Raw genomic sequence first — 25,309 nt, forward strand, 5'->3', positions numbered from 1 at the left:
ATAGACACTTAAGAGAATGTGTCACACTTTGAACGGTCAGCCATTTCCTTAATCACTTTCTTTCCGCATTTACGTTACTTGGCGGGTCGTGACACGATGTTTTTTGAACAACATTCATGGCACAAGTGTAACATATGGTATAGTTGTATCCGTTACGGTAAAGCTTTTCATGCAGCGCCGATATAGTAAATAAGATCGAAATGTACGCGATAAGAGGATGTGTCACACTTTGAATGCGCAGTCAGGCAAGCTTGCTCTACGATCACAGGAATGGATTCAAACGGCTTTGTTTCAACTTATGGAAAAAAAAGAGTATTCTCAAATATCGATAACCGAGATCGCGGAGAGGGCCGGGCTTGCACGGCAAACCGTTTATCGCAATTTTCAGGACAAGGACGTCATCCTGCTAAACTATTTGGACGGATTTATGAAAGGGATGTGGCACGATGTAGGCGTCGGGATGAAGACCTCGTTCGACGAAGAGATGTTCGTCCTGCTGTTCCGCAATTGGAAACGCAATGCTCCTGCCGCCTTAATCCATAGTATCTTGACCAAAGACCGCAAGATCAGGCAGCTCATTTATAAAAGCATTTGCGACTACTTCGACGAACTGCTCGCAAGCAGAAGAAACGAGCCGGGCGGAAACGGTGAGGAAGCGATTCATACACATGGGCTGTACGCCGGCAAATCGCTATCCTCCATCGTGCATATGATGCTGATCGAATGGACTCTGAACGATTTTCATCTCACACCGGAACAAATCGGAAGTGTGGTTAGCGATTTGACTGCTTCTATCCGGGCGTACTTATGAAGAAAGCCGAAGCAGCCCAGCTCGATTTTCAAATGACAACAGCCTATTCCATGTACCTAAAAAAAGGCAGGTTCGGGGAGTGCCCTCATCCTGCCTTCTTGCGTGTTATATGTTTTAATTTTTCGTAGTATAGAACCTGGTTATTGACTATAGTTGCCGTGACCGGGTATGTCGTTGCATGGAAGTTTCCAATGATGATCTATCCGTTCGCATTAAGCGCCAGCAAGCGTTTTAAGTTATCATCAATAAATTGATTATCGGCACTGTTGATTCCGCGCCCGGCAAAATGGCCCCAGATCGACTCGATAGGATTAAAAACAGCATTAGGTATAAGCTTAGCCTCGTATTCGCTATCGTCCGCCGGGCAGAAGAGATCCGTGCTCCCTGGCATGATGCAGGCAATCGCTTTAATGCTTTGGAGCGCTTTATCGAAATCACCGTCATACGCGGGGTTTGCACTGATATCTGCATGTTGGCCTGTCCATAGCATGGCCAGAACATTGTGCGGGTCCATCTTCATAAAGCTGTCTTCCCAGACGCCAGTCACATAATTTTCCAATAATTCAAATCCCAGGTCACGATAAAGTTCCTCTCTGTAAAACGCCTGCGTCACGCCCCATCCCGCATAGACGCGTCCAACGGCACGCATGTCTGCAGCAGTCAAGCGGTTTAGTCGGTTTGAATCGAAGTGAACCGCAGCCATAAGTGAAGCCTTCATTCCGTCCAGGACCACATACGTATGGGGCCAAGTTTTGGCAACGCCGGCGAAAGGCGCAATTCGTTCCACCATGTCCGGATAACTTGCCCCCCATTGGAAGGATTGAATGCCTCCCATTGACCATCCGACGACGAGTGCGATCTTTTGGATGCCGAATTTTTCGGTCACCAGCCGATGCTGAAATTGAACGTTGTCATAGATGGTTACCTGCGGAAAGTTAGCCCGGTCGAATGGGGCAAGCGTGTTACTGGGAGAGGAAGATAATCCGTTGCCCAGAAGATTGGGAACGATGATAAAATATTTTCGCGGATCCAGTGCCATGCCGTCTCCAATCAGCCATTCATTCTGAACATGCTGGTCGCCAAAAGCAGTTGGATAGACGATGACGTTATCTTTCTTTTCATTCAATGTTCCATAGGTCTTATACGCAAGAAAAGCGCTCGGTAACGTCACTCCCGATTGCAAGGTTACGTCACCCAAATCAAAAATCTCATAATCCATCGTATTGTCGCTCCCTTCAAGATGAAACCACACAGTTAAAATGTATGTCTTGTTGCTAGTATAGATCCGTGATACTCTCAATAAAAGTGAATGAATTTAAAAGCAGTATTCAATAATATTGAAAGTAGAAGGGGGATAATAGGATGGAAGTGCGCCAGCTGATTACGTTCCGTACGGTTGCATCAACTTTAAATTTCAGCCGGGCTGCGGAAGTGCTGAACTACGTCCCCTCAAATGTCACGATGCAAATGAAAGCGTTGGAGGATGAGCTTGGTGTTCGCCTCTTTGACCGCTTGGGCAAGCAGCTCGTTCTCACAACGGCGGGTAAACGATTTTTAATTCATATCCAAGGCGTTCTAAATAAATTGGACGAAGCTCGCAGCGTCGTTCATGACAATGAAAATCTAAGCGGCACCCTAACGATAAGTGCCAACGAGGTTCTTTGCGCGTATCGGCTTCCCGTTGTCTTTCACTTATTTCGTTCGCGCTATCCGGGAGTACGTCTCATTTTCCGCTCCGTTCCCAATCAAGAGCTCAAGCAGACGCTCTTTGAGGGAACCGCGGATGTCGTCTTTATGCTGGACGAATCCATTCGCTCAACGGGGCTTGCAGTGGAACCGTTGCTGGAAGAAACTTTCCGTTTTTTTGCCGCTCCCGATCATCCGCTCGCGAAACGAACTGTACTGCAGTTGGACGATTTTCACGGAGAAGTGTTCCTGACCAATGAAAAGGGTTGTCCCTATCGGACCATGTTTGATCGATCCTTTGAGAAAGAGGGCATTGACAGCATTACGTATTTGGAATTTCAAAGTGCCGAAGCCATTAAACAATGTGCCATTACGGGAATCGGTATTGCCTTTCTTCCTGAAATTACAGCGAAAGCCGAAGTTGAACGTGGTGAGCTTGTTGCTCTCCCATGGCAAATTCCGGACTTGCACGTGTATACACAGATGTTATGGCATAAAGACAAGTGGCTTTCACCGATCATAATATCTTTCATAGAAGCAGCAAGAGAGGTGCTCGCTGTAGAGGAGGAGAATAGGAGCGTTTAGCCTACTCAGCGATAAGAAAACACCCATTCGCCTGCGCGCTATTTGTCCTCGATCCGCAGCTGTTGCAGAACAAAACCATGTATCGTTACCCGAAATCCAAAATAAACTAAAAAGAATTTCCTCTTACAGCACTTGCCGTAAATAAATCGTGAGTATGTGGAGCAAGGCGGCAAGGATTTTAATGCTTCCCTAGAGATGCAATATGAGTCGCTGCTTCGGAAGCAGCAGCTCGTCCGGCGCGTTGCGGCTAAGATTGAGCGGGCAAGAGCGACAATTGTCGAAGGAGAAGAACATATATCGTATAGGAGTCGCATTGTTGCGGCTTTTTTTATTTTAACGATAGAAGTTCTTGTCCCAAGTCAAAGACAAGAACTTCTATCGTTTTCCGTATAAGACAAGAACTTGTATTCTTAAGCTCGTCTGCGATTGGCTCAGATTGGAGCGAAACATGCAGCCACCGTCTAGTTTAAGATTGATGCGGTGACGAGATTGATCAAAATTCCCTTATATACGTTAAACCGTGCCCTCCGAAATTCAAAAGGGAACTTCCTCCAGCTACGTGAGTGGCTGCCTCAACCGCATAGGAGCGGTAGGTGTGGGGAGGGTTCAATGACAGCGTCAGGCAAGCTGGGCCTTTGGCCGGACGACCAGTTCGTTCACGTCGACGTCTGCCGGCTGCTCTATCGCATAAGTGATGGCGCGGGCTATGGCGGAAGCCGGGAGGGCGTCGCGCCGGTACGTTTTCATCATTTCCTTCGCCTCCTCGTCTGAAATGCTCTCAGCGAGCTCAGACTCCGTCACACCGGGAGAAACGAGTGTTACCCGGATGCTGCTGCCAACCTCCTGCCGTAAACCTTCCGTGATGGCACGAACGGCGTATTTGGTCGCACAATATACCGCTGCCGTTGGCGTGACTGCGTAGGCGCCGATGGAGGCTACGTTAATCATATGACCGGATTGCTGCTCTTTCATAATGGGTAGACCCGCTGCAATGCCGTGCAGAACACCGCGGATGTTGACGTCGATCATGCGGTTCCATTCGTCGATTTTCAAGGCTTCCAAGGGAGAGAGAGGCATTACACCGGCATTGTTTACTACCACATCGACCCGGCCAAACCGGCTCTGCGCCAAGCGGATGATCGCCTGCATCTGACCGATATTCGTAACGTCCAGCTGTTGATAAGCGACGGAACCTCCTTCGGCCTCAATGTGGGATGCCAGAGATGCCAGTCTTTCCACGCGTCGGGCCCCAATGACGACATGGGCCCCCCGGCTGGCAAGAAGCTTCGCCGTTGCTTCGCCGATCCCGCTACTTGCTCCTGTAATCACAACTACTTTTCCATTGATTTCGGACATTGTACATGACTCCTTTTGAATGGATTCATTCCAGTTGATCTCATTAAATTAACGTGTGATGATAATCGAAATTCCTGTTATTTTTCACGGTAAAGAACCATGCCGGCGTGATAGAGCACCGAATCGCGAAAATCGCCGTCCGCTCTAAAGCCTGTATCATCCACATATTCGATATGGTCGCCTACTAGGGTATATTGGCCTTGATAAGCGCTCTTCCGTTTTCCGCGCGCTTCGTCATACCGGCCAGTCGGCAGCAGTTCATGCCGGATATAACCGTCTTTTGTCACCCACATTCCGACATAGGGATGGGGTTTTACGTTTTGAGTACTCATTTAGAATCTTCTCCTTTCATTTACGAATCCTGGATTGTGTCTACCTAGTCACCGGTTCCATGGTTTCGAACTTCGTACTGTGCAACGCATTTGTTACATGTTCATTATCGTATCAGCGAAAAGCTAGGCGGTAGCAGGAACATACGAGATGATTGCCTAATCCTCCAGGAAAAGATAAAATTAAATTTTAGTACGGATAAAAGGAAAAGGGGGACGAAGAGGATGGATGAATGGTTCGAGAAACAAAGGGGAGAACTGCTGCAGATCATCAAGAAATTCACACCGGAAGACGGGACGCATGACACGCAAGTTCCCGGTTTACGCTTGATTCGTGCTTCCCGATTGTCCGAGCCGGTTTACTCTGTCTTTGAACCCTCCCTTTGCATCGTGGCGCAGGGTTCCAAAATGGTTATGTTGGGGCAAGAGGTTTACCAGTATGATCCAAGCAGCTATTTAACCGCTTCGGTACAGTTGCCGATTACTGGACAAGTGATGGAAGCTTCGAGAGAAACGCCATACTTAAGCCTCCAGATCCTATTCGATATGAACCAGATTCTTGATGTCATTCAGGTATTTGGAGAGGCCATACGAGCAAGGAATGAGGCCAGTCGCGGGTTGAAGGTGAACCGGATGAACGATACGCTCCTGGATGCGGTGCTGCGGCTTGTGAAACTGGTGGAAACGCCGCAGGATATCCCGGTGCTTGCGCCTTATTTCATTCGGGAGATCATTTACCGGGTACTACAGCACGAAAACAATGCGTCTTTGAAGCAATTTGCTGTCATCGGAAGCCATGCGCAGCGAATCGCGAGGGTCGTCGAGAAGCTTAACCGCGATTTTGCCCAGCCCCTGCGCGTAGACGAATTAGCGGCAGAGGCCCATATGAGCGCCTCGTCTTTGCACGATTATTTTAAGGGAGTCACGGGGATGAGTCCGATCCAGTTTCAAAAGCATATCCGATTACAAGAGGCGCGCCGCCTGCTCTTCTCCGGATCGATTAATGCGGCGGAAGCTGCGTTTCAGGTTGGATACGAAAGCCCGTCTCATTTTAGCCGGGAATACGCGCGGATGTTTGGGCAGCCGCCAGTCCGGGACATTGGCCGTTTACGCGGCTCCCTTGTTAACGAAATGACAGTTTCCGAGGAGATAAATGAAGGATAGCCGGATCATCATGTTGACATATCGAGAATTGCGGGTGACAAGGATGAGACCTTGTATCGTTTTCCGTATATGGACAATAAAATGGATTCATTGCCGATCGCAAGGGTATCACGTACGTCCATCTCAGGGTCGGTAGATGAATAATTCTAAATATAAGCGGTACAAGATAAATCTTCGATAACCCTGTGCATTGATTACCCCGGAAAAGAAGGAAGGTCCGTTCTGCGCTAGGCAGAAGGACCTTTTTGTATTGTGAAGAAGTGGAGAAAAATTACTTGCCATCTATGTGCCTCCGTTCTTCTTCGAAAGGGGTGTAAGACGCCGGCGATTCAGAATAGTCGGTGTACGGCCGTGCGATCCATCCTAACCGCGTCTAGCTTGTTCCCGGTTTAGGGAAAAGGAAGATGTTTTGCAGGGCTTTTCCGTACAAATTAAGGGGCACGCGATCCTCGCTGATAGAGTAGAATACTGCCATGCCGTTCTCGAGCGACAGAAGGGTCCATGCCATTTCGTCCGCGGATAAAGTGGACCCGTGCTTTTCCGTCGCCAACAAGTTTCCGATCGATTGGGAAATTTGATTGATGGTTTGCGAGATCATGTCGGACCATTTAACGCGGGCCGATTCTTCACGCATGGCATAGAGCAGAAATTCCATGTTCAGGATGCTCCATCGTTTGCTTTCCTGCCGGGCCGAATCGAAATAGGAATCCATCGTCTCGATAAACTGACTCAAGGAATGCTGCTGCTCGATGACTTGCTTGATTTTATACACATGCAGCTGCATTTGCTGCTCTAGTATAGCGAGGAAAAGCTCCTCTTTGGATTGGAAGTGGGCATATACCGCCCCTTTGCTGAAACCGGCAAATTCGGCGATTTTATCGACGGAAGCCCCGTGAAAACCTAATTGTGCAAATGTTTCTACGGCGGATTCCAGGAGCAGCTGCCGTGTTTCTTTCTTCCGCTCTTCCTGTGTTAATCTACGTCTTGCCATACCTCGTTCTCCCTCTCTTAACAATTATACTGTATAGTATTAATATACCAAATAGTATTTAAATTACCTATTGTTTTAGTATTTATGCACTCAGACGGATCCGCTCTGTACCATTGGATTGATGAGAACAGGGCTGACTCGGCCAACGAAGTAAGATTACAGCACGTAAGCTGACAGTTGAAAAGCTGTCCATGCAAAAAAAATAATAAGGCAGGCGAACGCTTATGAATATCCTTTTTCATCGTAAAACACTGCTGGGTGTCACCGTACTTTCTTTTGTCGCGGCAGTGATCGTGTGCATTTTTTGTCCCATGCAAATCCCCATTCATTTCGTTCTGGGACAAGGATCGGATTGGCTGGTCAATAAATTTTTAGGTTTGTTTATTTTGCCTGTTGTTATGGTCGTATGTCTTTGGTCAAACGCGTTTTACTACAGAGCGGGGTGGGCTGTTTACTTTTTTGCGGCGCTCCAAATCTTCCTTCTTTATCAGGCTGCCATACTGTAGCTGAGAGGACTAAGAGCATAAACGACATCTATTACTAATGAATTGAGGAAACCGCGATGATCAACTATCCCTCGTCGGTAAACGCTTTAAGAGATGGACAATTTATACCGGAGTTTGCCGCTTATACAAAATTAACTCTGGTTAATCGTTTTCAAAACGAATTAAAAGGCGGCCCGTTGTCTTCCAATTCGAATTCCATGACGTTTCAGCAATTCATGGATGCGCTTCAGAACCAGCAGCCGGATAGCGTTCCTACACGGAACGTGCCTCGCGAGGAAGAAGAGACCAATCGCTTCTACCTGCAGCAAAACGGGGAAAGCTTATTTGCCCGCAAACGTTATGAGGCGATTGAAAGAGCCTATCGGCTTGGGTTGGTAGATGCAAACGGCATATTGAAGTTTTAAATATAAGTAAGCGCGAACGATGTTTTCGCGAGACCGGGGAGTAAGATACCCGGTCTTTTGGCTCAGCGATTTTGTTGTTTCGGATGCGGTACGATCCGGACTGCACCCAAGGCGAACAGCTTATTTCCCTTAAAACACGATTACGGATATGCCATCCTTTTATAGACTTATTTTCTTTCTTGTCACGAATCCGGCCTTCTCGTTCGTTCTAGTTATGTAATCGGAAACGAATCAAACAAACAGAATGGAGCGAGAAACATGAAAAACAAATCGGGTAAGTCTCTGAAAAAAATGCTGGCGTTAACATCGGCCACAGCAGTCTTGGGAGTGACGGTTATCGGTGGAAGTCTGGCTTCGCCGGCTATGGCAGAATCGATGAAAGACATTCCGTTGGCAAGCAATCTGGTGAAAAAAATCACGGGCGGCGCATACACGTTGAACGAGGGACCATCTTGGAGCATGGGCAAAGACGGAGGCAAGACTTATAACGTGCAGGGAAGTTAGCACAGTCAAATCAAGACCGATTCGAACGGGGAAGCGTGGAATATCTTAATGGATGTGGAGTGGCCGGATCTGAAAGATTCGTACAAGCTGCAAATGGAAACGGCACTGCAGCAGCTCTTCCATGAAAATATTCATATCGATACGGTTTGAATCTCTATTCACCGTTTCGATATGAAAACCTAGATTTTCTCGGTTTAATTCAGCAGATGCAGCGGATGGGGCATTTACAACGGGGGGAGCGGAAGCAAATCTGACGGCCGTACTGACCGCACTGCTACATCATTTTTCGTCCTATGCCAAAGAGGGACTGAGGTCCCTTCCCAAGCAGCCGGTCATGTACACCTCTGCCGAGAGCCGCCATTACCTGGTAAAGGCAGTGCGTTCCTGCGGGAGTCGGTACAGATTCCCTTCGTATTATTACGAAGGGCTCTGTCCAAAACAAGAACTTGCAACGTTATCCGTTTAAGGACAAGAACTTGTACCCTAAAGCGCGACTGTGATTGGCTTAGTTTGGAGCGAAACATGCAGTTGCCGTCTAGTTTAAGATTCATAAGGTGAATGGATAAATAAGAAATAGCCTGTTGAGGATTTCTCAACGGGCTGTGAAGCAAAAAGGATTGTTATAATTGACAATCCTTTTTGCTTTCCTTAACCGTTTGATTGCTTTCCAAAATGTTTGACGGAAAATATTGCGAACTATGATTCTTCAGCGGCCTCATTGCCGGCGGGTTTCTTTACTCTCACGATCGACGGGCTCCGGTTCGCCCCGCCAGCATCAATGACAGCGGCAGGATGAGCACAGTGACGGCGGCCAGCACATTTAGGCAAATGTTAAACGCGTCGGAATAGGCGGATACCGAGCCGGTATGGGCTTCAAGAGCGCTAAGCCAAACGATGCCGATCAGGGCGATTCCGATCGTAGAAGCGATCTGTATGCTGGTTGTCATGACACCGGATGCGGAGCCGATGTCCGTTGTGCGGATTTTCGCCAAAACGATATTGGTCAGTGGCGCGGCGACTAAGCCTTGACCGATGCCGAGCACAGCTAGAGCCGGGATCCACAGGCCGATATCGGATGAAATTCCGGTCGTTCGGACCGCCCAGCTAAGCAGCAGGTAACCTGCTGTCGTCAAGATGGAACCGACGGTCAGCACATGGGCTCCAAGCTTCGCAGTGACTCGGGAAGAGAACAGCGATGCGAGGAAATAGCCCATTCCCATCGCCCCGATTACAAGGCCTGCTTGCAAAGCCGAGAAATGAAGTCCAAGCTGAAGCATGTAGGCGGCGACAAGGAAGAAGGCGCCCTGCGTCGACATCAACAGCAGCACGACGAGAATGCCGAACGTGAACACCTTATGTCTAAAGAGATCGACATTCATAAACGGGAGCCGCCCGCGGCGCAACAGTCGCCATTCGTACCAGGCGAACAAAACCAACACAGGGGCCGACAAGAGCAAACTGACGACGAGGCCGGCGGGCCATCCTTGACGCTGTCCCTGCACGAGCGGATAGACGAGCATCAGCAAGCCGGCCGCGGCGAGTGCGGCTCCAATCCAATCCAGTCGGGAGCGATCCGGCGAGCCGGATTCCGGAATAAACGGAATCAGGGCCAATATGAGAGCCCCGAACAGGACGCTGATCAGGAACACCGCTCTCCAATCCAGATCCCACAAATTCATGCGGAGAAGCAGACCGCCGATTATCTGCCCGGCCGTCGCCGCGATTCCCTGGGTCGCTCCATACATGCCGAAGATCGCACCCCGACGTTCCGGAGGATAATTGGCCTGAATGAGGGATAAGATCTGCGGCATAAACAGAGCGGCGCCGACGCCTTGGACAACGCGCGACGCAATGAGCAGAGTGACGTGGGCAGATAAGCCGCATAACAGAGAAGCAATCGTGAATAAGGCCACTCCGATGAACAGCATTCTCCGGCGCCCAAACCGATCGCCCAGCCGGGCGCCGATAATCAGCAGAACGGCGAACGTAAGAGTATATCCGGTGAGCATGAATTGTACATCGGCGAAGCTGGCCCCGAGCCCTTTTTGGATCGAAGGCGTGGCTACGTTCACGATGAACGCGTTCGCCACTGCCATAAATACAGGCAAAAGCAGAGCCGGTAGCATCAGACGCGATCTGCGCCCGTCTCCTTTGGAGACGGGGTCGCGAGTCCGCACCACCTGGGCGGAAGCGTCCGAAAGTGTACTGGGCATAGAAAGTTCCCCTTTCTCACTACTCGCTCGATTGACAGGAGGCGAGAGGATTTCATATAATGGAGGAGACAGGTCTGTCTCTTCACGATGAAATGATACAGACAGATCTGTCTCGTGTCAACACACTTTTTTCCAAACCTATAGAGACGGGGGTCGAATATGCAAAAAGAATCGGCTAGAGATCGTATACTACGGGTCGCCTCCGAGTTGTTTTATATGGAGGGGATACGGGCCGTCGGCATCGATCGGATTATTAAGGAATCCGGCGTTGCCAAGGCAAGCTTCTATCGAAGTTTCGCGACGAAAGATGATCTGGCGGTTGCTTATCTCGAATCTAGGGATGAACTAAAAGTAGAAAAACTGGAAAGACTGAGGCAGCTGTATCCGAACTCCCCTAAGGAACAGCTCGACACCCTCATTCGCGATGTGACCGAACAGATGGGGATGCCGGATTACCGGGGGTGTCCGTTCTTGAACGCGGCGGTCGAATTCCCGGATCCGGATCACCCCGCCCACATCAAATTGCTGGGCATCCAGAGGAGTTTCTGGTCTCGGGTTCTAGAGCTTGCAAGGGAAGGCGGGGCACGACAGCCCGAGGAGCTGACTGCGCAGCTGAGAATGTTGTATGACGGATTCGTCATGAAGAGCTACTTGGATAGGTCCGAGTTTGATCCGGAGTATTTCCGGAAGGCTGCGGAGCTGCTCTTGGAGAAGCAGCTCACTCCGGACAGCCAACGCGGATAACGGACGATATTCATTTCGCAGGAGGCCATATTCGCTTAAAAATGAAAATCGAGTTACCGCATGAAACTGCGTTAAGCTGAAAATGAAAAGCCTCCATCGCCACGTAAGAAGCAAAGTGGGGGTGGAGGTTTTCGAAACATGGAATGACGGAGATACGATTGTACTTGAAGAAGGATTGTTCGAGGCGTTTTTGTCGCATACGCGCAATTTTTTTCAACTGAACACGATGGTATTCCGCCGGGAGCTGCTGGACGAAGTCGGCTTGATCAACGAAAATTTTTATCTGGGGGAAGATACGACTTATCTGCTCCGTTTTTTCGACAAATACAGAATTGCGCTGCAAACCAAACCTCATTCCGTCTACCGGGAGTCTCCCGACAGCCTCTACTTCTTCTGCGACCGCTGGCAGCTTGATCCTGATACGATTCATCTCAATGAAGAAATATATAAAAAAATTGAGGGACTTAGCTTCAAATCTATCAAGGTGCGCAAGCATATCCGGGATTTGGTCGCTCAGTCCGATTCCGTCAGCAAGAAAGCGAAACAGCTCTCTTACATTGACATCGGCATCGCAAGTAAATATTATACGCTCAGCTATTTGAACCGTTACGACCGTAAAAAAGCGCTCCGCTATTGCCGCCAATCCCTTCGTTACAAAGTTTCGATTTTTAATCTGTTATTGTTTGTCAAGCTCCTGTTTTCAAGCAAGAGAGGAAATGTTTTTTTACATGGAGCTCTTAATATTTGGTAGATTTAACCAAAATAAGTTAAAAAATAAAAGAATTTCCCCCATTATTGTAAGATTATCACCCTATCGAAAGCAAAGGTTTAGCACTACTATAAAGGTAAGTTGCAAGCGATTTCATTTTCATGAGAAAAGTATTTATCGCGCTGCAACACTTTAGTTCATTACCGCTACATCTGGTTACACAGCATGATTCTCCCCCTTCGCAGCACTGAATCGTCTGTATGATGAGCTGCTGCCATGTACAAAGCCACGTTTTTTGTTTCTGCTTCAGAATTGTCTATCAACTAGAACCCCCACAAGAGCATAACCTGCCTAATCAGCATGACCTCATCCAAAAGCATGGGCTTACCCAATCAGCAAGATTCCACACAAAAAGCATAAACTTGCCAGTCAACATGCCCCCTCACAATCGCATGAAATCCCCATTCAGCTTGATCCCGCACATAAGTATGAACTTGCTTACTCCGTACAAACAACCACTTGGGCACCAGTTTGCCGCAGAACTTCGTTTTTGAACGGCTTGATTGCTCCAGATTGTTCTTTTTGACAAAGCAACAATGTAAGTTTGTTTCCACTCTGAATGTTCCTTAAAAAGAATATTTGGACAATAACGTTCGTTCTAGAAATTAATACGTTTTAATTTTCCCAAACTACTCCATAAGGAGAGTGTATTCATGTTTAGAGAGATGCATAAGTCCAAAATTCATCGGGCTGTCGTGACAGAGGCCAATTTGAATTATGTAGGAAGCATAACCATCGCTCAGGATATTTTGGATGCATCGAACATCCTGGAGAACGAGAAAGTGCAAGTTGTCAATATTAATAACGGAGCCAGGCTGGAGACGTATGTCATAACCGGACCTAGAGGCTCGGGTATGGTTTGCTTGAACGGCGCCGCTGCCAGACTGGTGCAGCCGGGCGACCGCGTCATTATTATTTCTTACGCGATGATGGAGGAATCGGTAGCCCGCACGTATCGTCCGCATGTCGTCATTATGGACGAGCATAATCGCATCGTAACGGAGGATTATCAAGAACTGCATTCCACTACGGTGTGATAAAAGATAGAACGGAGGGCTGCCGACTATGAGAACCATCCGTAATTTGTCCGGCGTACTACTGGCGTGCAAGGAAAACGATGCGGGAATTTTATTTTGCGAAAGCGGCGGAGAGCACTACTTGTCGTACGGCCAGCTACTTGTATCGGCCGGAAGGGCGCTCCATCTGCTGCGCGAGCAGGGTCTTGGGCCAGGCGACTTTGCCGTCCTGCAGACGGAAGATAACAAACGGTTTATCCTTCTGTTCTGGGCTTGCGTGCTCGGCGGTATTGTCCCCGTACCTGTGACGGCGGCGCGTACGGACGAAGGACGCAAAAAGCTGATTCAGGTATTCAAGCAGCTGGAAGCGCCTACATTGCTCTGCGATGAAGAGCTGTGGCCGGGAATTCAAGGCTACGCTTTGAAGCACGGGGAGGCGGAGGCACTGGCCCTGCTCGAGTCCGGCAGCGTGCCGATTGCGGAAGTGCTTGCGGCGGTTGCGGATGCAGGCCGTCCCGAAGCTGAGCCGTATGACGCAGCCGAAACGGACACCGCATTTATTCAGTTTACCTCGGGCTCTACCGGAGACCCGAAGGGGGTCGTGTTGACTCACGGCAATCTTCTGTCGAACATGCGCGCCATTACCCATGGGGCGCAGTCGACGAAGCGGGATTCTTCGCTAAGCTGGCTGCCGCTGACGCATGATATGGGGCTCATCGGCTTTCATCTTACGCCGCTGTTTTGCGGCATGAATCAGCTGCATTTGCCGACCTCGACGTTTGTGCTTCATCCGATGAAATGGCTGGAACTTACGCATAAGCATCGGGTGACATGCCTTTCTTCGCCGAATTTCGGTTATGTTCATTTTCTGCAGCATTGGAAGCCCGAAGGGGCGGCGGCATGGGATTTGTCCTGCGTCAGATTAATTTTTAACGGGGCCGAACCGATATCGGCCGCCCACAGCCGCGATTTTCTGGTGGCGATGGAGCCTTACGGGTTAAAGGGAAATTGCATGTTCCCGGTATACGGTCTTGCGGAAGCGAGTCTGGCCGTGACGTTCCCGGGGACGGAAGATCACCTGAATACCGTTAAGCTTGAGCGCCAATCGCTTGCTGTCGGAAAGCCTGTACGAATGGCCGCGCACGGGGATCATGCCGCGATCGAGATCGTCGAGCTGGGTTTCCCCGTACAAGAGTGCGAGGTGCGCATTTGCGACGAAGCGGGAACCCCGACGGCGGCAGGCAGCATAGGCTTGATTCATATCCGAGGCCGCAACGTTACAAGCGGCTACTATAAGCGGCCCGATGTAAACAAGCGAACGATTTCCCCCGACGGCTGGCTGAATACGGGAGATTTGGGTTTCTTGCTGGAAGGGCGTTTATATGTGACCGGCCGCATGAAGGACGTCATTTTCGTCAATGGGCAAAATGTGTATCCGCACGACCTGGAGGCGTTGATCAGCGGACTGAAAGGGGCCGAAATCGGGAAAACGGCGGTTGCCGCCATTCAGGATGCGACGACCAAACGGGATGCGATCGCAGTTTTTATTCAGCATCGCGGCAAGACCGGCGGATTTGTACCGCTGATGGCCGAAGTGAAAAAGTTGCTGAACGGGTCGGCCGGTCTGGACGCCGCTTTTGTGGTCCCCGTTCGGCGAATCCCGAAAACGACCTCCGGCAAAATTCAACGCTACGTTTTGGCGGAAGCGCTGCGCGAAGGCGTATTTGCCGAAGCGCTTGCCGAGCTGACGGAGCTGGAGGCGGCGGCCGCGCTTAAGCGGTGTGATGCGGAAGTCAGCGATGCCTTGCGCGGGGATTTCGGCTTGGAGCCGACCACGGAGACGGAAGAGCGGATCATGTCCATCTGGCGCGAGGTGTTGAAAAAGGATTACATAGGCCGGAAGGACGGCTTTCTCGAGCAAGGTGGCAATTCGCTCAAGGCGGCTTATGCCGCCGCCAGGCTGCAAGAGGCGTTTGGCGTCGAGCTTACGCTTACCGAGCTGTTTCTGCACGATACGGTGAGATCGCTCGCCGCTTTGCTGGAGCAAAAGGCGAGGGAGGGCGCAGGAACTGCCGCCGCCCCTCCGCCGGTGGCCAAAGCGGAGGAGCGGACGGTTTATCCGGCGAGCTCGGCGCAAAAGCGGCTGTTCCTTTTGGAAAAGCTGAATCCGGGGCTGCTGGGCTATCATCTGCCGTTTGCGGTCCAGGTGAAGGGTCCGCTCGATGTCGAACGATTCCTCGCGGCGTGGCAGGCGCTGATAGAGCGGCATCCGGCGCTGCGGACATCTTTTTATATGGAAGATGGCAATGTGATGCAGCGCATCGAACAGGGGGTCGAGCCGCCGCTTTCCGTCGTTGACGGAAGCGGCTGGCCGGAGCCTGCACTGGCGCTGCGGCAGCGCAGTTTCCTGCAGCCGTTTCATCTGGAGCAAGCGCCGCTGCTGCGCATGGAGCTTGTGCGCATGGAGCACGAGTCAAGCGTGCTGCTGCTGGATATGCATCATATCATTACGGACGGAACGTCAATGGGGATTTTGATGTCCGATCTTACGAGGTTTTACGAGGGGAACGCGCCGGAGCCGTTGTCCATTCATGGCGGGGATATGGCACTGTGGGAGGAAGCGGGCCGAAGCGGCGGCTGGCTGGAACGCCAGAAGCTTTATTGGCGCGAAATCTTTCGGGATGGCGTGCCGTCTCCGGCGATTCCGTCCCCCCGTCCACGGCCGCAGACGCCAAGCTATCGCGGGGCAATAGAGCGCTTCGAGCTGGAGCCGGAGCTTGCCGGATCGCTGCGGGCGTTGGCTAGACGCGAGGGCGTAACGTTATACACCGTCCTGCTTTCGATTTATTATGCACTGCTTGCGAAATATACGGGCGAATCCGACATCGTTGTCGGCACGGCAGCCGCGAGACGGGTGCGGCCGGAGCTGCAAAGCATAGTCGGGATGTTCGTCAACATGGTTCCGATCCGCCTGCGCGGGCAAAGCGGTTTGCGCTTCGATCAATGGCTGAAGCAAGTCCATGGGAAGGCGCTGGCGGCTATCGGCAACGGGGATGTGCCGTATGAAGAAATAGCCGAGCTGGCGAATGTGAAACGGGAATACGGGCGAAATCCGCTGTTCGATTCGGTGTTTACGCTGCAAAATATGGAGCTGCCCGAATGGCGGAGCAGGGATGTCGTTTATACGCCCCAAGCGATGGACAACGGCTCGGCTAAGTTCGACCTGACTTGGGAGTGCGCGGATACCGGCGCAGGCATCGCATTCACACTGGAGTATGCGCTGGATTTGTACGATGAGCGGGCCGCCGCGCAATTGGCCCGGCATTATGCAGCGCTGGCCCGGGCAGTCGCCGTGCAGCCGCATGCGGCGCTTGGCGAGCTTGATCCCCTCGATGCAGAGGAGCGGGAACGGCTGCTCCGGCTTGGCCGTTCCTCTGCCGCGCCGCCGCAGGAGCTGTCGCTGCACAGGCTGTTTGAACGGCAAACGGTAGAGAGACCGCAGCAGATTGCCGTTGAAATGGGCGAGCGGGCGTATACCTACAGCGAGCTGAACGAACGTGCCAACCGGTTCGCGCGCGTGCTTGCGCGGCGCGGCGTTGCGCCGGGGGCGAAAGTGGCGCTGCTGCTCTTGCGCTCGCCCGATATGATTGCGGCAATATTGGCTGTGCTGAAAGCGGGAGCCGTCTATGTACCGATCGACCCGCAATATCCCGAAGAGCGGATATTGTTTATGCTGCAGGATACGGGAGCGGGAGCGATCGTGGCTGCGGCTGCTACGATGGAGGTAAGCGCCCGACTTGCCGGAGACAGCATAGATGTCGTCGACATGGATGGACTCGATACGAGGTGGGCCGGCGAGTCCGGCCATGATCTGGACATCGACGGCTCGGCGGACGATGTCGCTTATATCATGTACACGTCCGGCTCGACGGGCAAGCCGAAAGGGATTATGACCGCGCATCGCAATGTGTCCCGGATTGCCGTCCATACCGATTATGTGAGCATTACGGAAAACGATTCGCTGCTCCAGCTTTCCAACTACGCCTTTGACGGTTCAACGTTCGATTTGTATGGAGCGCTGCTGAACGGCGCGAAGCTGACGCTGGTCGGAGAGGAAGAGGTTGCCGACGTTGTGCGGCTGGCCGAGCTGATTGAGGATAGAGGCATTACCGTATTTTTTGTGACGACGGCATTGTTCAATACGCTGGTCGATCACGGGCTGGAGTCGCTGCGCGGCTTGCGCCATATTTTATTTGGCGGAGAGCGGGCTTCCGTGCCGCATATCCGCAAAGCGTTCCACGCGCTTGGACCTGGCGTGTTGCTGCATGTCTATGGCCCTACGGAAACGACCGTGTTCGCTACCTGCTATAGGGTCACGGACCAATGGGACGAACAAGGAGGAGCCACCGTCCCGATCGGCATCCCGATCGCGCGTGCGGAAACGCTGGTGCTAAGCGAGCAGGGCCGATTGCAGCCGGACTGGGTGCCGGGTGAGCTGTGGATCGGGGGCGAAGGTGTCGCAGGCGGCTACGTGAATTTGCCGGAGCAGACCGCTTTAAAGTTCCGTCCGCATCCGTTCCGGGAAGGCGAAACCGTATACGGAACCGGCGACCTGGTGCGCCGCCTGCCGGACGGAAATTTGGAGTTTCTGGACCGGATCGACAGCCAGGTCAAGCTGCGGGGTTTTCGGATTGAATTGGGTGAAATCGAAAGCAGGCTGCTGGATTGCGCGGGCGTCAAGGAAGCGTTTGTGGCCCTGATCGAGAATGACGGCGCGCCGTATTTATGCGCTTATGTCGTTGCGGAGCAAACCGAAGAGCAGGCAAGCGTTCGGAGCCAACTGACAGGCAAGCTGCCGGCATTTATGATTCCCTCCGCGTTTGTGCATTTGGAGAAGCTGCCGCTCAACGCAAATGGCAAGGTGGACAAAAAACGTCTGCCTGCGCCGGAGCGCACGGTTCTCTACGAGGCGCCCGCCACTGATACGGAGATCATTGTCGCAGGATTGTGGCAAGAAGTGCTTCATGCGGGGCAGGTTGGCGCGCTCGACCATTTCTTTGAGCATGGCGGCCATTCCCTGAAAGCGGCCGCATTGACCTCGGCAATCTACAAGCATTGCCGGGTGCGCATGCCGCTTCCGGAAATTTTCAAGCTGCCGACGGTCAGAGAGCAGGCGGCCTGGATCGACAGGGCTGCCAAGGAAGCGTACGAACCTGTTACGGAAGCGCCGAAAGCCGCATCCTATCCGCTCAGCCCGCCGCAGCGGCGCATGTTTTTGGCGGATAGCATGGCTGATATCGGACTAACCTACCATATTCCCCTCGCGCTTAAGCTGTCGGGTGCGGTGGGCGAGACCAGAATCGGGCCAGCGCTTCGGAAGTTGATCGAACGGCATGAGTCCCTGCGGACCTCCTATCATTGGATCGACGGCGTTCCGGCCCAGATCGTGCACGATTCGGCCCCCTTTGTTCTGCAAACGGCGGAGCTCGCGGAGACGACGCTTCCGGAATGCTTGAGCGAGTTTTTCCGTCCGCTCGAGCTTGCCGCAGCGCCGCTGCTCGCCGCCTGTTATTGCCGGCCCGAAGCGGAAGGAGCGGACGCCTATCTGCTGCTCAACATCCACCACATCGCGGCGGACGGCATATCCGTCAAGCTGCTGCTGGAGGAGCTGACCGCTTTGATCGACGGTGCGGAACTTGCGCCTTTGGCTCTGCACTACAAGGATTATGCCGTTTGGCAGGAGCGGCAGTCCTGCTCTGAGCGAGCCCTGGCAAGCCGGGCATTTTGGACGGAGCAGCTTGCAGAGCCGACGGCGCCGCTCGATATGCCGCTGGATCGGCCTCGCGGCGACCGTCAAACATTTGCGGGCAATACGTATACGTTCCACATTCCGGCGGCGCTCGCCGCACGGCTGAAAGAGACGGCCGCAAGTGCCGGAGCGAGCATGAACAGTCTGCTTTTTGCGGCTTACGCGCTGTTGCTCAAGGGAACGACGCATCAGCCGGAGTTTGCAATCGGGTCTTTGACGGCAGGCCGGACGCATCCGGACACGGCCCGGATGATCGGCATGTTCAACCAGTTTCTTCCGATTCGGATGCGGGTGGCGGACGAGCTGCCGATCCTGGCGTTTATCGGTGAGACCCATGGGCGTTTGCTTGCCGCATACGAGCATGGCGATGTCAGCTTCGAGCACATGATAGAAGCGGCCCGGTATCCGCATGACCCGTCGCGCAACCCGCTGTTCGATACGATGCTGATCGTTCACAACCAGTTTGAAGACGAGAAACTGGCGGCGCGCGGCGACGGCTGGAGCATGGAGCCTTTGCCTGTCAGCCACGGAACATCCAAACTGGACTTCAAGCTCGATCTGTACAGCGATGGCGAAGGCGGTCTGCGGGCGGAGCTGGAGTATAATACGGGATTGTTCCATAAAGGCACGATGGAGCGGTTGGCGGATCGGCTGCTTTACATTTTGGAGCAAACGGCTGCCAGCCCAGACCTGATCTGTGGCAACGTCGTTATGGCGACGCCTGCCGAAGAAGCCGCCTTTGCGGCATGGAATGAAACGGGGCATTCGTACCCGGCGGAGAAGACGATTCACGGATGGTTCGCCGAGTCCGCCCGGCGGTGGCCGAATCGGACGGCCGTGCGGTCGGGCGAAGGCTCGCTGACGTACGGGGAGCTGAATGACCGCGCCGAACGCATGGCTGCCGTACTGAGAAGCAAGGAGGTTGCGGTCGAAACGATTGTGCCGATTGCCGCTCAGCGCTCGTTGTCCATGATGATTGCGATCATGGCGGTGCTCAAGGCGGGAGGGGCCTATTTGCCGATCGACCCGGAGCATCCGCCCGAGCGGATCCGCGGCATTCTGGAAGATAGCGGGGCCAGGCTGCTTCTGGCGGGGACCGAGTGGATTCATACGTTCCCGGCCTTCCAGGGAGAAACGCTCGATCTGGACGCGCTTGCGGCTGCCGCCGCATCGGAGCTGCCGAAGGGCGAAGAAGAAACGGACCTGTCGCCTCAAGCGGGCCCCGAGCATTTGGCGTATGTCATTTATACGTCAGGCTCCACCGGCAAACCCAAAGGCGTTATGGTGGAACACCGCGCGGCGATCAACCGGCTGAACTGGATGCAGACGGCTTATCCGCTGAATGAGCGCGACGTTATTTTACAAAAAACACCGATTACGTTCGACGTATCGGTCTGGGAGCTGTTCTGGTGGAGCTTTGCCGGAGCTTCGCTATATTTGCTGGAGCCCGGCGCGGAAAAGGAACCGTCGGTCATGCTGCGGGCGATTAAGGAGCAGGCGGTGACGGTTATGCATTTTGTGCCGTCCATGCTGGGCGTCTTTGTACCCTATGCGACGGACAGCGGCAGTGGCAAGGGGCTTTGTTCCCTGCGATACGTATTTGCGAGCGGCGAAGCGCTCAAGCCCGCGCATGTCGCAGGTTTTTACAGCCTGATGGAGCTCGGCGGCGGCCATTGCCGGCTCATAAATCTGTACGGCCCGACGGAAGCGACGGTCGATGTCAGCTATTACGATTGCCCGGACGCGGGGGCGGTTACGATTCCGATCGGCAAGCCAATCCATAACATCCGGCTCCACATAGTGGACGAACGGATGAGACCGCAGCCGATCGGCGTGTCCGGCGAGCTGTGCATCGCGGGTGCCGGTCTTGCACGCGGATATCGCAACAGGCCGGACTTGACGGAGCAAAGCTTTGTTCCGAATCCTTTTGCCGCAGGAGAGAAGCTGTACCGTACCGGTGACCGAGCAAGGTGGCTGCCGGACGGCAATATTGAATATTTGGGACGCTTTGACCATCAGGTCAAGCTGCGCGGTCTCCGCATCGAATGCGCCGAGATCGAACACGCGCTGCTCTTGCAGGCGGAAGTTCGTGATGCCGTGGTGACGGCGGTGACGGACCATGCGGGAGAGCCTGCGCTTTGCGCATATCTCGTAACGGCGGACGGTCAGGCGCCGGAGGAAGCGAGCCTTCGGGCCGCACTTAAGGAACTGCTGCCGGAGTATATGATTCCTTCGTATTTTGCTGCCATGAAAGCTTTGCCTCTGAGTCCGAGCGGCAAAGCCGACCGCAGCCGCCTGCCGCAGCCCCGGTTCGCTGAACCGGCGGCTTGCGGCGAGGCGCCGGCTACGCCGACGGAGCAGCGGCTGGCCGAGCTTTGGCGGGAGGTACTCGGTCTGGCCGCAAGCGAGCCGGACGACCCGGCGGCGGTCGGAAGAGAAGCCCATTTCTTCCAATTGGGCGGCCATTCCTTGCGCGCCGCTCAGCTTGCGGGCTTGATCGAGCAGCGTTATGGGGCGGCGTTTGCGATGAAGGATGTGTTCGACGCTCCCCTGCTGCGGGAAATGGCGGCGCGCATCGACAACGCGGCCCCCAAGCGGGCCGCGGTTATTACCCGGACGGAAAGCCGGCCGTTCTACCCGTTGTCGCTCGCGCAGAACAGGCTGTTTGTGCTGCAGCAGCTTTATCCGGGCAGCACGGCCTACAATCTTCCGCTCGCTCTGAACCTAACGGGCAAGCTTGACCAGGACAGGCTTCGCGAGGCGATTCAAGGGCTGATTGACCGCCATGAACCGCTGCGCACCAGCTTTGACTGGGCAGACGGCAGGCCGGTACAGCGTGTCCATGAGAGGGCTTCGTTTGAACTCGCCGTGCATGACTTGATGGATGCCGCGGACTTGAATACATTTGCTCTCGCGGTCGTCCGCCCGTTCGATTTGCGAAAGGCTCCGTTAATTCGGGCGTTTCTCGCGACGGACGGCGAAAGTCGGCATACGCTGCTGCTGGACATTCACCACATCGCCGCAGACGGCGTGTCCATGAATGTGATGGCGCGCGATTTCGAGCAACTGTATCGCGGCGGCTCCTTGCGGCCGCTGCCCATTCACTATAAGGATGCCGCCGTTTGGCAGCAGGAGTGGATGGCTTCGGAGGCGAGAGAGCAGCAAGAGCAATATTGGGCGTTCCGGCTAGCAGGTACGCTTCCTGTGCTGCAGCTGCCGACCGATTATCCGCGTCCGCCCGAACAAAGCTTCGAAGGCGCCAAGCTTCCGCTGCCGATTCCGGCGGAGCTTGCCGAGGGGGTCGGAGCGGCGGCGGAACAATGGGGCGTTACGCCATTCCATATCTGGCTTGCCGCCTACCATACGTTATTGCATCTGATGACGGGGCAAGACGATCTTATTGTCGGCACGCCGATCGCCGGCCGCTTCCATCCCGCAACCGAGTCTCTGGTCGGCATGTTTGTCAATACGCTGCCGATTCGCAGCGGGCCATCCGGCGAACTGCCGTTCAGAGCGTTCGCCGAGCAGCTCAAAGAAACTGCGCTTGCGGCGCTGGACAACGGCTTGCTCCCGTTTGAGCATATGGTGACGATGCTGGAAGTGCCGCGCGACCTGAGCCGCAATCCGCTGTTTGACACGATGTTTGTCATGCAGCATATGGAGGCCGGACAGGCGGCTGACGCCTTGCAATTCGAGGCGCAAGTACCGGACAATCGCGTTTCGAAGCTGGACTTAACGTTTGAGATTGCGGATCAGGGCGCAAAAGGCGCAGCCTTGACGCTCGAATATGCGACGGCGCTGTTTAAAGAAGACAGCATACGCCGAATGGCAGAATGGTATTTCCGTATTGTCGGCCTTGCACTTGCCGAACCGGAGCGGCCGCTTGGAGAGATCGGGCTGCTCGACGCCGCGGCAGCGGAGAAGCAGAGCGAAGCGTTCAATTGCACGGCCGCGCCGTACGCAAGCGGCGATACGGTAGAGGTTTACCTCGAAAGGCAAGCGGCAAAAACGCCCCAGGCCGTTGCGGTTGCGGCGGAGGACGGAGCATTGACGTATGCGGAATTGAACCGGTGGTCGAACCGGATGGCGCAGGCGCTCAGAAAGCAAGGCGTCAAGCGCGAGGAGCGCGTGGCCGTCGTGATGGACCGGAGCCTGGAGATGATGATTGCAATCTTTGGCGTGCTGAAGGCGGGCGGAGCTTATGTGCCCGTTGCGCCGGGCTTGCCGCCTGAGCGAATCCGCTACATGCTGGACAATTCCGGAGCCAGGCTTGTCTTGACGAAGGGCAAAGCCCCGGAAGGGCTGGCGACGTTCCTGCCATTGATGGACGTTAATGAGACGCTGGCGCAGGAACGGGACGACTTCCCTGTGGAGAAGCTGCATGATTCACGTTCGCTTGCCTATGTGCTGTATACTTCGGGCTCGACCGGACAGCCGAAAGGGGTCATGATCGAGCATCATTCCGTCATCAACCGGATCGGCTGGATGCAGGAGCAATACGGACTGGACTCAAGCGGAGTCATTATGCAGAAAACGCCGATCACCTTCGACGTATCGGTCTGGGAGCTGTTCTGGTGGAGCTTTGCGGGAGCCAAGCTGGTCCTGCTGCCTCCGGGCGGCGAAAAGGACCCTGCGCTTATGATGGATACGATAGCGCGGCATGGCGTAACGACGATGCATTTTGTGCCGTCCATGCTGCACCTGTTCCTGGAGCATCCCGGCTTGCTGCGCGGCGAGGCCAGGCTGGAGAGCCTGAGTCATGTGTTCGCCAGCGGCGAAGCGCTGACTGCGGATCAGGTGCGGCGGTTCCGAGAGCGGATTGGAGTTCCGTTCGGTGCCAGGCTTGCGAACTTGTACGGCCCGACCGAGGCGACGGTTGACGTTTCCTATTACGATTGCTCTTACGGGGATATTCCGACCCAGGTGCCGATTGGCAAGCCGATCGCCAACATCTCGCTTTATATCGTGAGCGAAGCGATGAAGCTCCAGCCTGTCGGCATTGCCGGGGAACTGTGCATATCCGGCGTTGGACTGGCGCGGGGTTATATCGGCCGGCCCGATTTGACGGAAAAAAAGTTCGTCGATAATCCGTTTGCGGCGGGAAGTCTGATGTATCGGACAGGAGACCTTGCCAGATGGCTGCCTGACGGAACGATTGAATATTTGGGCCGAATCGACCATCAAGTAAAAATAAGGGGCCAGCGCATCGAATGCGGGGAAATCGAGCATGTGCTGCTCGGTCATCCGGCGGTTTCTGAAGCTGTGGTCATGAAGCGGGACGCCGCAAGCGGAAGCGAATATTTATGCGCGTACATCGTTTGCTCCGAACTTGCGGATCACCAGGAACTGCTTGATTTTGCAGCGCTGCGCCTGCCGGATTATATGGTTCCGCAGGCCGTGGTGGAACTGCCGGCCATGCCCCTGTCTTCAAACGGCAAAATCGACCGGAAGGCGCTGCCGGAGCCGGAGTCTGGCGCCGATGATAGCGGCACTCCGTTTGTCGAAGCGGCAAGCGATATCGAACTGGCGATTGCGGCCGTATGGCGCGAAATCCTGCAAAGGGACGACTTTGGCATCCATCATCGTTTCTTCGATGTCGGTGGAGAATCGCTGCTGCTGGTGCGGACGCATCAACGGCTGGAGGAGTTGTATCCCGGCGCTCTCGGCGTAACGGATTTGTTCACTTATCCGACGATTGCATCGCTAGCGGCTTATCTGGAGTCGAGAAATCGCGAGCTCGCGAGCTGGAGCTGGAGCGGTCTGCCTGTGGCAGACGACTGCGTCAGCAGCGGCTATGCCGCGGAGCGTATCGGCAGCGTCCGGTTCCGATTGGACCGGGCGGTTGCGGAAGGGCTTGCGGAACTTGCGGCATCCCGTTCGGTGACCGTTGAAGCCGCGGCTTATGCCGTCTATCTGTACTTCTGGCGCGGCGAGTCCGGCATGGGCCGGCTTGTGCTTCCGGCCATGACGGACAACGGGCTGATTGACCCCAAGGAAATCGACTTTGCGGAGGTGCGCGATTTCGATTCGCTGCTGCGGCATGCCGCCAAGCGGGCGGGCGCAAGAGAATGTTATACCACGCGGCAAATCAGAAAGCAGCCGCAAGCCGAGGCCGGTTTTGCCTTGTTCCCGTTATTTGCAGGAGCAGCGCAGCACGGGTTCAAGGAGCGGGAGGCGCTATTGGAACGATTCGATATTGTGCTGTATATGGATGGCGCTGCCGCACCAAGCGGGGAGGAAGGGCCAGAGCTTGGCGGGGTATGGGCGTACGACGCCCGGCGCCTCGGCAAGGAGGCGGTGCTGGATTGGGCTTCCGCTTATCTGGAGCTGCTGTCGAGCGTGGTCGAGCAATATCGTGCCGCAGCAGGCAGCGCCGTCCCGGGTGCGTAGCATGGGCCAAGTCGGATTGTGCGTGGCCTAGA

15 protein-coding genes are annotated in these 25,309 nt (G+C 54.1%); 10 read left to right on the plus strand and 5 right to left on the minus strand.

Going from position 1 to position 25,309, the window contains the following annotated elements:
- Positions 1–229: 229 nt before the first annotated feature.
- Positions 230–811: a TetR/AcrR family transcriptional regulator gene (locus tag ACI48J_RS13100; RefSeq protein WP_405083094.1), complete on the plus strand. Its 582-nt coding sequence runs from the start codon at positions 230–232 to the stop codon at positions 809–811.
- Between the two features lie 199 nt (positions 812–1,010).
- Here the strand turns inward: ACI48J_RS13100 and ACI48J_RS13105 are convergent, their stop codons facing one another.
- A complete protein-coding gene (locus ACI48J_RS13105) occupies positions 1,011–2,030 on the minus strand; it encodes an alpha/beta fold hydrolase (protein WP_405083095.1) in 1,020 nt (339 codons plus the stop codon).
- Between the two features lie 143 nt (positions 2,031–2,173).
- On the opposite strand from ACI48J_RS13105, the gene ACI48J_RS13110 reads away from it, so the two are divergent.
- Positions 2,174–3,082 (plus strand): LysR family transcriptional regulator, encoded by a 909-nt coding sequence (locus ACI48J_RS13110; RefSeq protein WP_405083096.1) that lies wholly within the window; start codon positions 2,174–2,176, stop codon positions 3,080–3,082.
- Positions 3,083–3,700: 618 nt separating this feature from the next.
- Here ACI48J_RS13110 and ACI48J_RS13115 read toward each other — a convergent pair.
- Both ACI48J_RS13115 and ACI48J_RS13120 read right to left on the minus strand, forming a co-directional pair.
- Positions 3,701–4,438, minus strand: a complete 738-nt coding sequence (locus ACI48J_RS13115; RefSeq protein ID WP_405083097.1) for an SDR family oxidoreductase — start codon at positions 4,436–4,438, stop codon at positions 3,701–3,703.
- A gap of 77 nt (positions 4,439–4,515) precedes the next feature.
- Positions 4,516–4,770, minus strand: coding sequence for an Atu4866 domain-containing protein (locus tag ACI48J_RS13120; protein ID WP_326053390.1), 255 nt, complete (start codon positions 4,768–4,770; stop codon positions 4,516–4,518).
- A gap of 222 nt (positions 4,771–4,992) precedes the next feature.
- Between ACI48J_RS13120 and ACI48J_RS13125 the strand changes: the two genes are divergently transcribed.
- Positions 4,993–5,931: an AraC family transcriptional regulator N-terminal domain-containing protein gene (locus ACI48J_RS13125; protein WP_405083098.1), complete on the plus strand. Its 939-nt coding sequence runs from the start codon at positions 4,993–4,995 to the stop codon at positions 5,929–5,931.
- Between the two features lie 373 nt (positions 5,932–6,304).
- Here ACI48J_RS13125 and ACI48J_RS13130 read toward each other — a convergent pair whose 3' ends face one another.
- Complete coding sequence (locus ACI48J_RS13130; RefSeq protein ID WP_405083099.1) at positions 6,305–6,922, minus strand: TetR/AcrR family transcriptional regulator; 618 nt, start codon at positions 6,920–6,922, stop codon at positions 6,305–6,307.
- Between the two features lie 224 nt (positions 6,923–7,146).
- Between ACI48J_RS13130 and ACI48J_RS13135 the strand changes: the two genes are divergently transcribed.
- From ACI48J_RS13135 to ACI48J_RS13145, 3 genes are all read left to right on the plus strand, one after another.
- A complete protein-coding gene (locus ACI48J_RS13135; protein ID WP_405083100.1) occupies positions 7,147–7,428 on the plus strand; it encodes a hypothetical protein in 282 nt (93 codons plus the stop codon).
- Positions 7,429–7,484: 56 nt separating this feature from the next.
- Positions 7,485–7,832 (plus strand): hypothetical protein, encoded by a 348-nt coding sequence (locus ACI48J_RS13140; RefSeq protein WP_405083101.1) that lies wholly within the window; start codon positions 7,485–7,487, stop codon positions 7,830–7,832.
- A gap of 258 nt (positions 7,833–8,090) precedes the next feature.
- Positions 8,091–8,336, plus strand: a complete 246-nt coding sequence (locus ACI48J_RS13145; RefSeq protein ID WP_405083102.1) for a hypothetical protein — start codon at positions 8,091–8,093, stop codon at positions 8,334–8,336.
- 740 nt (positions 8,337–9,076) lie between these two features.
- Here ACI48J_RS13145 and ACI48J_RS13150 read toward each other — a convergent pair.
- Entirely contained in the window at positions 9,077–10,549 is a 1,473-nt protein-coding gene (locus ACI48J_RS13150) for an MFS transporter (protein WP_405083103.1), read from the minus strand.
- 159 nt (positions 10,550–10,708) lie between these two features.
- Here ACI48J_RS13150 and ACI48J_RS13155 point away from each other — a divergent pair, with 159 nt between their 5' ends.
- The 4 genes from ACI48J_RS13155 to ACI48J_RS13170 all read left to right on the plus strand — a co-directional run bounded on the left by ACI48J_RS13155 (position 10,709) and on the right by ACI48J_RS13170 (position 25,277).
- Positions 10,709–11,293 (plus strand): TetR/AcrR family transcriptional regulator, encoded by a 585-nt coding sequence (locus ACI48J_RS13155; RefSeq protein WP_405083104.1) that lies wholly within the window; start codon positions 10,709–10,711, stop codon positions 11,291–11,293.
- A gap of 121 nt (positions 11,294–11,414) precedes the next feature.
- The gene (locus ACI48J_RS13160) at positions 11,415–12,044 is read left to right on the plus strand and encodes a hypothetical protein (protein ID WP_405083105.1); all 630 of its coding nucleotides are present in this window, start codon (positions 11,415–11,417) and stop codon (positions 12,042–12,044) included.
- 671 nt (positions 12,045–12,715) lie between these two features.
- Positions 12,716–13,099, plus strand: a complete 384-nt coding sequence (panD, locus tag ACI48J_RS13165) for an aspartate 1-decarboxylase (protein ID WP_009674847.1) — start codon at positions 12,716–12,718, stop codon at positions 13,097–13,099.
- A gap of 28 nt (positions 13,100–13,127) precedes the next feature.
- Complete coding sequence (locus ACI48J_RS13170) at positions 13,128–25,277, plus strand: amino acid adenylation domain-containing protein (protein ID WP_405083106.1); 12,150 nt, start codon at positions 13,128–13,130, stop codon at positions 25,275–25,277.
- Positions 25,278–25,309: the final 32 nt, after the last annotated feature.

The organism is Paenibacillus chitinolyticus (assembly GCF_045038035.1).
Taxonomy (GTDB): Bacteria; Bacillota; Bacilli; order Paenibacillales; family NBRC-103111; genus Paenibacillus_F; species Paenibacillus_F chitinolyticus_A.

What these genes read in the sequence shown, in the direction of transcription:
- ACI48J_RS13110 (WP_405083096.1), top strand. Translation starts at nt 2,174, where the DNA reads ATGGAAGTGCGCCAGCTGATTACGTTCCGTACGGTTGCATCAACTTTA.
- ACI48J_RS13130 (WP_405083099.1), bottom strand. Translation starts at nt 6,922, where the DNA reads ATGGCAAGACGTAGATTAACACAGGAAGAGCGGAAGAAAGAAACACGG.
- ACI48J_RS13140 (WP_405083101.1), top strand. Translation starts at nt 7,485, where the DNA reads ATGATCAACTATCCCTCGTCGGTAAACGCTTTAAGAGATGGACAATTT.
- ACI48J_RS13145 (WP_405083102.1), top strand. Translation starts at nt 8,091, where the DNA reads ATGAAAAACAAATCGGGTAAGTCTCTGAAAAAAATGCTGGCGTTAACA.
- ACI48J_RS13115 (WP_405083097.1), bottom strand. Translation starts at nt 4,438, where the DNA reads ATGTCCGAAATCAATGGAAAAGTAGTTGTGATTACAGGAGCAAGTAGC.
- ACI48J_RS13120 (WP_326053390.1), bottom strand. Translation starts at nt 4,770, where the DNA reads ATGAGTACTCAAAACGTAAAACCCCATCCCTATGTCGGAATGTGGGTG.
- ACI48J_RS13125 (WP_405083098.1), top strand. Translation starts at nt 4,993, where the DNA reads ATGGATGAATGGTTCGAGAAACAAAGGGGAGAACTGCTGCAGATCATC.
- ACI48J_RS13170 (WP_405083106.1), top strand. Translation starts at nt 13,128, where the DNA reads ATGAGAACCATCCGTAATTTGTCCGGCGTACTACTGGCGTGCAAGGAA.
- panD (WP_009674847.1), top strand. Translation starts at nt 12,716, where the DNA reads ATGTTTAGAGAGATGCATAAGTCCAAAATTCATCGGGCTGTCGTGACA.
- ACI48J_RS13105 (WP_405083095.1), bottom strand. Translation starts at nt 2,030, where the DNA reads ATGGATTATGAGATTTTTGATTTGGGTGACGTAACCTTGCAATCGGGA.
- ACI48J_RS13135 (WP_405083100.1), top strand. Translation starts at nt 7,147, where the DNA reads ATGAATATCCTTTTTCATCGTAAAACACTGCTGGGTGTCACCGTACTT.
- ACI48J_RS13150 (WP_405083103.1), bottom strand. Translation starts at nt 10,549, where the DNA reads ATGCCCAGTACACTTTCGGACGCTTCCGCCCAGGTGGTGCGGACTCGC.
- ACI48J_RS13155 (WP_405083104.1), top strand. Translation starts at nt 10,709, where the DNA reads ATGCAAAAAGAATCGGCTAGAGATCGTATACTACGGGTCGCCTCCGAG.